The sequence below is a fragment of the Agrobacterium vitis genome, assembly GCF_014926405.1.
In the GTDB taxonomy this organism is placed as follows: Bacteria; Pseudomonadota; Alphaproteobacteria; order Rhizobiales; family Rhizobiaceae; genus Allorhizobium; species Allorhizobium vitis_H.
In genome coordinates this window covers 1,582,811-1,593,087 of the sequence record NZ_JACXXJ020000003.1, presented here as the reverse complement: position 1 = coordinate 1,593,087, position 10,277 = coordinate 1,582,811, and the positions used below count along the sequence as shown (strand labels likewise).

Below are 10,277 nucleotides of genomic sequence, written 5' to 3'. Positions count from 1 at the left end.
AGTTCGATTTCATGTTTTTGGCCGACTCCGCCGCTGCCGGTGTCGGGGATCCAGATGCTTTGTCGCGCAGCCCGACAAAGGCGAACCGTTTCGAACCCCTCTCGCTCATATCGGCGCTGTCGGTGATGACCGACAAGCTGGGCTTGGTCTCAACCCTATCAACGAGCTATTACGAGCCGTTCAACGTCGCCCGCATCTTCGCGTCGATCGATCAGCTCAGCAACGGCCGCGCCTGTTGGAACGTCGTTACTTCGGACCACGACGAAACTGGGTACAACTTCAACCGCCTGGGCCTCGATCCGCATGCCGTCCGTTATGAGCGCGCCCAGGAATTTATCGATGTCGTGTTCGGGCTCTGGGACAGTTTCGAACGAGATGCGCTTCTGCTCGATCGCGGAGAGGGCGTCTATTACGACAAGGACAAGCTCCATATCCTCAACCATGTCGGCAAGAATTTCCAGGTTCGCGGACCGCTGAACATTGCGCCGTCCGCCCAGGGCCGGCCGGTGATTGCCCAAGCCGGCGGATCGGAAGCCGGCATGGCACTTGCCGCCCGCACGTCCGAAATCGTGTTCAGCCTTGCCTCCAATATCGACAGCAATCGCGCCTTTTACCAGAACGTCAAGGGGCGCATGCCGGCCTTTGGGCGCAATCCCAACGACATGAAGATCATGCCGGGCATTGTTATCAATGTCGGCGAGACCGAGACCGAAGCCAAGGCTAAGGTTGATTTCCTGATCGACAACCTGCATCCGGACGTCGGACGCCTGATGCTTTCGGAGTTCCTGGAAGCCGATCTTCGCGGCGTTCCGTTCGACCAACCATTTCCAATGGACCGTTTGCCGGCCGAGCCGAAAGGATCGCGCAAGATGTTCGATCAGCTAGTGGAGTTTGTGAAGCAGGGTCAGACGGTGGGCCAGCTCATCCGCCACTATGCCGAACGACATACCGGCAATGGCATTACCGGCACGCCAACGCAGATCGCCGACTATATGGAAGAATGGTTCGAGACACGTGCCGCCGACGGGTTCATCTTGATGTTCCCCACGCTGCCTTCCAGTCTCGACGACTTCGTCAAGCTTGTTCTGCCGGAACTGCGTCGTCGCGGGTTATTCCGAGAGGAATATGAGGGCGCGACCCTTCGAGACAATCTTGGCCTTTCGATGCCGCCGAACCGATACGCTGCTGCAAGGATCGCCGGAGCGGAACATGGCTGAGGACGAGCACTCCGGCCCCTCGCTTCCAAAACCAAGTGCGGATCAGTTCAAAACGTCCATGCGGCATCTGGCCGGCGCCGTGTGTGTCGTGACGACTGGTGAGGGGGATCAACGTACCGGCTTCACGGCAACGTCGGTCACGGCGCTCTCTGCAGATGGACCAACCATCATGACCGCACTGAACCGCGGGTCTTCTTCCTGGCGAGCACTTGAACGTGGCCGACACTTTTGCATCAATATATTATCGGCTGAACATCAAGCGGTGGCACAATCCTTCTCGGGATTCGGGGGCGCTCAGGGTGCCGACCGCTATGAAGGCGCCCGATGGTGGCAGATGGAGACTGGAGGACTGGCTTTGGAGGGAGCCTTGGCGAGCTTCGACTGTGAATTGGAAGAGGCGATCATTCATCGCTCTCATGCCATCGTCATTGGGCTGGTCCGGACGATTGCAACTTTCGATGCAAACGAACCCCTGCTTTACTGGCGTGGTGCTTATCGTCATTTAAAAGCCTGACGGCTGTCCTCATGGGCCCGTCCTGTTTTCATGCATTTGGACGGATCGATGACGAGATCTCCCTGCTGCCGCCCCTTGCTCAATATCCATCGATGAAATTCCCGGCCAGCAGGCTTGTCGAAGGCGGCTGAAGACCACGCGACATAGTAGGGCTGTGGCATGGGAAGCCGGAGGTCGAATGGCACGATCAGGCGGCCCGCTACAATGTCGTCCCAAACCATGGACAACTGCGCGAGAACCACGCCTTCACCGTAAAGCGCTGCATCGAGCGCCGCATTGGTGAATGAAAACACCAATGTAGGCTCGATAAATGGGGAGCTTTTACAGTGTACTGCTGCCCATTGTGACCACCCTGGAGACTGTCCTTCACTGTCTGCCCATTCAATCTCGATGAGCGGCAATTGCAAGAGATGCTCCGGCCGCGTTACCAACTCTCGGCCTTTGAAGCCGGGTGCATAGACGGGCAGCACAATATCTGTAAACAGGCGCGCATATTGTCGATGCGGTTCTATATGCCGGCCATAGGTAATGCGGAAATCGGCGTCACCATTCTCCAGGTTCGGCTCAGTCAAGTCGCCTTGCAGACGCGCTTTTGCGCCATTGCTGATCTTCTGCCATTCCACCATCCTTGGGGCCAGCCACTTTGCCGCAAGGGAGCGCAAGCTGCTCACCGTGATCGAGCTGGTGGATCGGATTTTTCTCACGGCATCTTGGGCATCCTGAAATTCCTGAAAGCCCCGAGCCAGGAAGTTTCGATAGGATTGCCCCGCACTGGTCAGCTTGACGCTATTACCCGCTCTCGTCACCAGACTGATACCGACAGACCTCTCGAGGCTCTTTATATGCTGGCTGACAGCTCCAACCGTGATGCCAAGGGCTTCCGCGGCAGCCGTCATTGTTCCGAGGCGGCCGAACTCTTCAAACGCCATCAGGGATTTCATCGGCGGAAGGTTTTTTAGGGACAAGTCCGGGGCACCCAAGTTTAATTTAGCTAAAGCAGTCTATATTAAAAGCATGCTTCTTCAATAGGCATTAAATGATAAATTGTTCGATATTGGCTATGAAAGCCAATCAAAAGGGGAACGCTGCGGGCCGTCGGTCCGGGCAAAAAAGATGAGGTTACAATGGGAAGTTTCGTCTCAACTATCCGGACTGCTTTCAAGAGATCCGCGGGTGCACACCTTGCGAGCATCGTCCTTGCTGTGAGCGTTCTGGCGCCAAACATTGCCGCTGCCGATGCACTCCAGAAAGCGAAATCTGCGGGCAAGCTGGTGGTCGTAACCGAGATGCAGTTCGCGCCCTTCGACATGAAGGTCGATGGCAAATATGTCGGCGTCAACAGGGATCTCTTCGACGAGATCGGCAAGGAACTTGGTCTTGCGATGGACTACGTCGACCTGCCGTGGACAAGCGTCCTGCCTGGCTTGGAATCGGGGAAATTCGATTTCGTCGGCGCGCCCATCAATGCCACGAAAGAACGCGTCACCCGTTACGCCTTTACCAATCCTTTCGCCTTCTCCGGCAGCGCATTCATGAAGCGTAAGGGCGATGCAGCGGTTACCAAGCCTGAAGACCTCAAAGGGCAGACCGTCGGGGTGGTGAAGTCCAGCGCCATCCTGCGCCAGGTACAACGGTTCAACGAAACCACCCCCGTTACCATTCGCGAGTATTCGGACAACAACCAGCTCTATGCCGATCTCGCAATCGGCCGCGTCACGGCTGCCGCCAGCTCTTTGGCAAACGTCTCCTATGCCGCGCAGCAGCGTCCCGATACGTTCGAAGTCGTTAAGCCGACATTCGGCATCCCGACCTATTACGGCTGGATCGCCCGCAATGACGAAGACAGCAAGAGCCTGATTGCCGCCATCAACGTGGCCCTCGCCAAGGTCATTGCAGACGGACGCATGGCCGCCATCCAGAAAAAATGGTTCGGCGAAGCCTATGATCTGCCGGCAGTCATGCCCGAACCGCAGATCTAACTGAGCAAAGAATGCTGGCGAGAACCCATGCAAACGATATTACATACGCTTCCCTTCCTTCTGGAGGGCGCCTTGGTCACAATCTACATATCGGTGCTTGGAACGATCGTCGGCATTCCGATCGGAACGTTGGTTCTCATTCTGCGCCGTTCCGGAATTGCTGTCGCGGAGTTCTTTGCCCGCACCTATGTCAGCTACTTCCGCTCGGTGCCGCTTCTGGTCCAGTTGCTGCTCTTTTATAATTTCCTGCCGCTTGCCGGAATCGACATGTCGGCGACGATGGCGTCTGTCCTCGCGCTTGGCTTGATCAGTGGCGCCTATGTGGCTGAGATCCTGCGCGGCGTCCATGGCAGCATTTCGCAAGGCCAGATAGAAGCTGCCCGAACGCTTGGCTACGACCCTGTCAGCATATGGCGCACCATCCTGCTTCCTCAGGTGTTTCGCCTGGCATTGCCGGCGCTCATGAACGAACTGACGCTGATGATGAAATCCTCTTCGCTGATCTCGGTCGTCGGTATCGCGGAACTGGCGCGCACGAGCCAGAATATCGTGTCGACAACATTTCGTCCAATCGAGATCTACACCGCCACCTGCGCCATCTATATCGTCATCACGCAGATCCTGCTTCTTGCCGGTCGGATTTTCGAGCACAGAATGAGGCGAGCAGGCCGATGAACTTCGATCTCTCTGCAATCGTCCCCTATGGTCCGGCACTGCTGAGTGGATTGGGCACGACCCTGCTGTGCTGGGTCGCCGGCAGCGCGGGCGCCATGGCGATCGGTTTTGTCGTGGTGCTGTGCCGTATCTCGCCGAGCCGCATTCTGTCCGCCGCGGCCCTGTTTTACACTGAGATCATTCGCGGGACGCCGCCGCTTCTGGTCGCCTTCTTCATCTATGGAGCAGGCCCTTCCTTTGGTCTGGTTCTAGAGCCCCTGCCGGCCGGCATTCTCGCGCTTTCGCTTCACGGCAGCGCCTATATGGCAGAAATCTACCGGGTCGGCTTCAACGCCGTTCCCCGCGGTCATGTCGAAGCCGGCATCAGCTTGGGACTTCCACGCCTTGCAATCTTCCGTCGGATTCAGGCACCCGAAGCTTTGGTCGCAATCACGCCGTCACTTGTGAACGCATTGATCGTCGTCAGCAAGGAGACCTCTGTCCTTTCCATTATCTCGGTCCCCGAGCTGACTTACGAGGTTCAGAAAATGTCCATCGAAACATTTGCAGCTTTCGAATCCCTGTTCGCGCTGGCCCTCGGTTACTGGATCGTCGTCAGTTCCATCGCCAGGGCCGGCCACTATATCGAACGCCGCGTCATGCGGCACACTGTCAGGAGCGAATAATGGCGGAAGAAATGGTCCGTATCGCCAGCGTTTCGAAGTCATTCGGTCCGTTGAAGGTGTTGCACGACGTCAATCTCGTCGCCGAGAAATCCGAGGTCCTTTGCCTCATTGGGCCGAGCGGGTCTGGCAAGAGTACGCTCCTGCGCTGTGTCAATTTCCTTGAGTCCTATGACGAAGGCGAAATTCTGGTGGAGGGCAAGCTGATGGGCTACGACATGTCCTCGGGCGCGCGCAAACTGATGCGCGGGGGGCAGTTGCGCGCCATGCGACGCAGCATCGGCATGGTCTTTCAGCACTTCAATCTGTGGCCTCACATGACCGCCCTCGACAATGTCGCCGATCCGTTGCGGCAGGTAAAGGGAATGTCCAAGGCCGATGCTCATCGCAAGGCGATGGAGACTTTGGAGAAGGTGGGACTGGCGGCCAAGGCTGACGGTTATCCCGCGGCCCTTTCGGGCGGACAGCAGCAGCGCGTAGCAATCGCGCGGTCGCTTGCCATGGACCCTCATCTGATGCTGTTTGACGAGCCGACCTCTGCATTGGATCCAGAACTTGTCGGCGAGGTGCTTCAAGTCATGCGCGATCTGGCGAAAGAGGGGATGACGATGATCGTTGTCACGCATGAGATCGGCTTTGCAGCGCAGGTCGCCGACAAAGTTGCCTTTCTTGACGGAGGCCGGATCGTTCGCTGCGGCCCTCCACGGGATGTTCTCTATTCTCCAGAGGAGCCGCGCCTCAAGCAGTTTCTCCAGACCTATCACGAACGCAATCAATTTTAGGAGGGGCGGCCATGCCAACCCGCGATATTTCCATATCGGACGTCGTGCTGCGCGACGGGCTGCAGCTCGTCGACACGGTGTTGATGCCGGAGACGAAGATGCAGATTTTCGACATGCTTTACGCAGCCGGCGTCAGGTCATTCGACGTCACAAGCTTCGTGCCGCCGGCGCGATTTCCACAATATGCAGATGCTGTCGAGTTGGTCGCCCATGGCCGCAGCAAACCAGATGTTTTCCTCTCTGCGTTTGCGCCCAATCCCAAAGGGGCCGAGCGAGCGGTTGCCGCAGGCGTTGACTCCGTGAGCTTCGTGGTGTCGGCAAGCGTCAGCCACAACCTCGCCAATGTCCGCAACACGCCGACCGAGCAGATGGAGGCGGCGAAGGCGGTCAAGATCTCCATGGCCTCCGCCGAGCGCCCGGCCCAGCTCGTCCTGGCGATTGCCTCGGCATTTGGCTGCTCGATTGAGGGGGCTGTCGATCCTGAAAGCGTCTTCAGGCTTGCCGAGCAGGCGCGCGACATCGGTGCCGACGAGATCTGCATTTCTGACACAGTTGGGTATGCCAGCCCTCGGCAGGTGAAAGACATCGTCGCGGGCGTCCGATCTGCGGCAGGTGCGGACATTCCGTTGCGCATTCACCTGCACGACACGACCGGAACCGGCATGGCCTGCGCCTACGCCGCTTTGGAGGTCGGGATCACCCGTTTCGATGCGGCGCTCGGCGGTCTTGGCGGCTGCCCGTTCGCGCCGGGTGCATCCGGCAACATTTCGACCGAAGACCTTGTCTACATGATGGAGACGTCAGGTCAGCGCACGGGGATCGACCTCGAAACGCTTCTGATCGCCACCCATGCCCTTCACACGTTTCTTCCGAACGATCCCATGCCGAGCCATATTTTCACGTCGGGGATTCCCAAAGCATACGGAATGCGCACATGACCAAGACCCTTCCCTTAAGCGGCATCAAAGTTCTGGAATTTTCCCAGATGATCATGGGGCCATGCTGTGGTCTGATCCTCGCCGATCTCGGCGCTGACGTGATCAAGATCGAACCGATCAAAGGTGATCGCACCCGCAATCTGACGGGTCTTGCCGCCGGTTTTTTCGACACGTTCGGTCGCAACAAGAAAAGTGTGGCGCTCGATCTGACGCTCAATGAGGACCGTGCCGTTCTCGATGACCTGATTGCCGAAACGGATATTCTGATCGAGAATTTTCGGCCTGGCATGATGAAAGCAACAGGGCTGGACTATGAGAGCCTGAAGAGCCAACATCCAGAGCTAATATATTGTTCGCTCAAGGGGTTTCTCGCGGGCCCCTATCAACATCGTACCGCGCTGGACGAGGTCGTCCAGATGATGAGCGGTCTCGCATTCATGACGGGATTGCCAGATCGGCCGTTACGAACCGGTGCGTCCGTCAACGATATCATGGGCGCCATGTTCGGCGTGATCGGTATCCAGGCGGCATTGCGCGAAAGACAAACCACCGGTCTCGGCCAGGAAGTGCAAGCTTCACTCTACGAGAACGCTGCCTTCCTGATGGCTCCCGCCATGCTGGCGGAGGTCATAACGGGCCAGGCCTCGACACCCTTCTCGGTCACCGAACGTCCTTGGCCGGCCTACGATCTTTTCGATCTCGCCGATGGCAACAAACTGTTCGTCGGTATTGTCGGTGACCAGCAGTGGCATGACTTCTGCGTGGCCTTCGAAAGGTCCGGCTGGCTGGCCGATCCCCGACTAGCAAGCAATGCTTTGCGCCAGCAGGCTCGCTCTTGGCTTATTCCCGAAATCCGCAGTCTGTTCCTGTCGCTCGACGCACCCGAGGTGAAAGCCACTGTCGAGCAGCTTGGCCTGCCGTTTGCTCCGGTCTGCACACCCATCGAGTTGCTGGACGATCCGCATCTCAACGCGAACCATGGCATGATCGACGTGGTGCTGAGCAACGGAATGGCCTCCAAGCTTCCAGCGCTGCCGCTGACGCTCGGCGGAAAGCGTCTCGGCGGAACGCGGCCGCGAGCGCCGCATATCGGCGAGCACACGTCCGAAGTCGCCCGCTCCAGCACGTTCGCTGCGCCGATCACACAGGTGGAGTGACAGGGAACGAACCGACGCTTTGTCGCGAAACGCCGTCAGGTGAAACCCCGCCACTCAGAGTAGGCATCAAACAGTTGGAGTCCGACGTGAAGCTCGTCCCAAATCCGGCAATTGCCGACCTTCCGCTCTACAATGCCGGCATGAATATCGAGTTTGCACGGAAGGTCAGTGGTAGATCGCAGATTGCTGCGCTCGCCAGCAATGAGAATCCATATGGCTGCTCGCCTAAAGTCCGAGCGATGTTCGCGTCGGATCTGTTTGATCCGTCGCGTTATCCGGACCCTGGTTGCACGGCATTGCGGGAGGCGATTTCAGCCAGAACCAATGTTGCCCTCGAGAATATCGTGGTGGGCAACGGATCCGAGGAAATCGTGGCAGCCATTTCCCGCGCTTATTTGGTCACTGGAAGTAGAGCGCTGACCGTCACGCCGAGTTTCGGCCTGCATGAGATCGATCCGATCGCGGCCGGTGCAACGGTCACGAAGATCCCGATGACGCAAGATATGGAGTTCGATATTGCCGCGCTTGAGGTGGCGCTCGCCGCGAAGCCTGCCGTCTTCTTCCTGCCGACGCCCTCCAACCCTGTCGGTTGTACGCTGGGCATGCTTCAGCTTGAGCGTCTTGCGGCAGCCACAAGTCCGGAGACCCTCTTCGTCATCGACGAGGCCTACTTCGAGTTCCAGAATGAAGTCGACGGGACGCGGTTCTTGGGTCGCAGCGGTCTCAACTGCGTCGTTCTGCGGACGTTTTCAAAAGCCTATGGTCTGGCAGGCCTGCGGGTCGGTTACGGCCTGTGCTCAAACGCCGGGATTGCCGATATGCTGAAGCGCGCCAAGCCGCCTTTCGACGTCAACTCCGCTGCGCAAATGGCAGCGACGATCGCGCTCGGCGATCAGGAATGGATGGAAGCCTCTGTTGCAAAAATAACGGCGGAACGTCAGCGCGTCGCGCTGCAAGTCACCGATCTTGGGCTGTTTGCCGCGCCGTCGTCGGCAAATTTCATCTTCGTAAGAACGCCGAAGCCGGGTTACGAGGTGGCACAGGCTCTTTTGATGAACGGGGTCGTCGTCAAGCCCTGGAAAGAAGCCGGTTTTGACAACTGGCTTAGGGTATCGATCGGCACAGATGTTGAGAACGATATGTTTCTCACAGCGCTGAAAGAAGTGATCACACCTTAACCGCGCTCTTCAATGGCGAGTTTTGAATTGCTGGACCAATTTGGGTTAGTCGCTTTTTCGGTCCGCCAGTCCAACATAACTGGTATCGAAATCTGCGTGTGCCGAATGTCGACCAATGCAATTGCCTAGCTGAATAGCCCAAGCCAATCTGCAGCTCTCAAAATCAAATCGCTTCCTTAACTAAGTTGTTTGTTCTCGTACGTCGGTTCACATCCCTTCAAGGCGAAATGGAGTAATTGCGAACATCAATGTGGTGGACATCCATTTAGAGCAGACCCGTGCGCCGGGGGCCGTCGGTCCCGGTTTCCGGCGTCGCCGTCGCTATGCTAAACCTCCTACGGCAACCCTTTTAACCGGTCTTGCGGGAGGCGAACGGATTTCGCAGTTTCTGCTGCATCTGGTATGCCCTTTGTTTTGGACGTCTGCGCAACGACCCAAGATCTGTCGCTCCGCGAAACTGCGCGGTTGTGAACCTTGCTCACCAGATTGGCTGAAAGCGTCCCCCCGGCAACAAGGTTGAGCTGCCGATCGCGCCGTGTTTTGAAGTAAGAAAATTGGCGGCGGGGCTATGACAAGGAACAGCAGAACAGTTTGACACGTTTTCGGAGCAGGCTGCGGACGATCCGATTTTCACCCGTGTCGCATCCAAATCCGCCAAACCCGACAAACATGCCATCCCGATGAGTGAAGAGGACATGGCCCGGCATCTCTCGCAGACGGGCCGCTACCGCATCCTTACGAAACTGGTGCCGCGCGCGGTTGCGCCAAACCCGCGCCCGGAGTATCCCCCTCAAAAGTCTCGTTCTCGACACGGAGACGAGGGGGTCTCAAAGCGCGCAAGGATGCGTGATCCGCTTGAGAAACTCAACGCGATCATCCCCTGGCTTGTGTTTGAGAAGCCATTGGCGAAGACGCTGAAGCGGTCTGAGGAGCCGAAGGGCGGCCGACCTGTCTTCCCGTCGTGTTTGATGTTCAAGAACTTGGTGCCGCAGGCAATGTATATTCGTCTCCGAGGATCAGGCCGAGTCCGTCATCCAGGACAACCGGCTGTCATTCATGCCGTTCCTCGCTGCCCGGGAACCCAACCGTGCTTGAAGCCTCTTTCGCCCTCCGGCAGCGCGACACCAACCCGGCGACGGCTGGTGAACCCCCCAGACGGCACTGTAAACTTAACG

The 10,277-nt window shown here is 57.8% G+C and carries 10 protein-coding genes; 9 read left to right on the top strand and 1 reads right to left on the bottom strand.

Going from position 1 to position 10,277, the window contains the following annotated elements; genetic code table 11:
* Together IEI95_RS08490 and IEI95_RS08485 are read left to right on the top strand one after the other, a co-directional pair.
* Nucleotides 1–1,217 (top strand): LLM class flavin-dependent oxidoreductase (locus tag IEI95_RS08490; protein ID WP_194416240.1); only part of this gene is annotated, 1,217 nt, incomplete at its 5' end.
* The gene (locus tag IEI95_RS08485; RefSeq protein ID WP_060716616.1) at nt 1,210–1,731 is read left to right on the top strand and encodes a flavin reductase family protein; all 522 of its coding nucleotides are present in this window, start codon (nt 1,210–1,212) and stop codon (nt 1,729–1,731) included. The genes IEI95_RS08490 and IEI95_RS08485, both read left to right, overlap by 8 nt.
* Here IEI95_RS08485 and IEI95_RS08480 read toward each other — a convergent pair.
* Nucleotides 1,716–2,660 carry a LysR substrate-binding domain-containing protein gene (locus IEI95_RS08480; protein WP_060716615.1) on the bottom strand — a complete coding sequence of 315 codons (945 nt, stop codon included), beginning with the start codon at nt 2,658–2,660 and terminating at the stop codon, nt 1,716–1,718. The genes IEI95_RS08485 and IEI95_RS08480 overlap by 16 nt on opposite strands.
* 273 nt (nt 2,661–2,933) lie before the next feature.
* On the opposite strand from IEI95_RS08480, the gene IEI95_RS08475 reads away from it, so the two are divergent.
* The 7 genes from IEI95_RS08475 to hisC all read left to right on the top strand — a co-directional run bounded on the left by IEI95_RS08475 (nt 2,934) and on the right by hisC (nt 9,102).
* Nucleotides 2,934–3,710, top strand: coding sequence for a transporter substrate-binding domain-containing protein (locus tag IEI95_RS08475; RefSeq protein ID WP_234614283.1), 777 nt, complete (start codon nt 2,934–2,936; stop codon nt 3,708–3,710).
* A 27-nt stretch (nt 3,711–3,737) separates the two neighbouring features.
* Nucleotides 3,738–4,385, top strand: a complete 648-nt coding sequence (locus tag IEI95_RS08470) for an amino acid ABC transporter permease (RefSeq protein WP_156536608.1) — start codon at nt 3,738–3,740, stop codon at nt 4,383–4,385.
* On the top strand, nt 4,382–5,050 hold the full coding sequence (locus IEI95_RS08465) for an amino acid ABC transporter permease (RefSeq protein ID WP_060716613.1): 669 nt from the start codon (nt 4,382–4,384) through the stop codon (nt 5,048–5,050). Before IEI95_RS08470 ends, IEI95_RS08465 begins: the two co-directional genes overlap by 4 nt.
* On the top strand, nt 5,050–5,829 hold the full coding sequence (locus tag IEI95_RS08460) for an amino acid ABC transporter ATP-binding protein (RefSeq protein ID WP_272950909.1): 780 nt from the start codon (nt 5,050–5,052) through the stop codon (nt 5,827–5,829). Before IEI95_RS08465 ends, IEI95_RS08460 begins: the two co-directional genes overlap by 1 nt.
* Nucleotides 5,830–5,840: 11 nt before the next feature.
* Nucleotides 5,841–6,767: a hydroxymethylglutaryl-CoA lyase gene (locus IEI95_RS08455; RefSeq protein WP_156536609.1), complete on the top strand. Its 927-nt coding sequence runs from the start codon at nt 5,841–5,843 to the stop codon at nt 6,765–6,767.
* On the top strand, nt 6,764–7,924 hold the full coding sequence (locus IEI95_RS08450; protein WP_060716610.1) for a CaiB/BaiF CoA transferase family protein: 1,161 nt from the start codon (nt 6,764–6,766) through the stop codon (nt 7,922–7,924). The genes IEI95_RS08455 and IEI95_RS08450 overlap by 4 nt, the downstream gene beginning before the upstream one ends.
* Nucleotides 7,925–8,010: 86 nt before the next feature.
* On the top strand, nt 8,011–9,102 hold the full coding sequence (hisC, locus tag IEI95_RS08445; protein ID WP_272952514.1) for a histidinol-phosphate transaminase: 1,092 nt from the start codon (nt 8,011–8,013) through the stop codon (nt 9,100–9,102).
* Nucleotides 9,103–10,277: the final 1,175 nt, after the last annotated feature.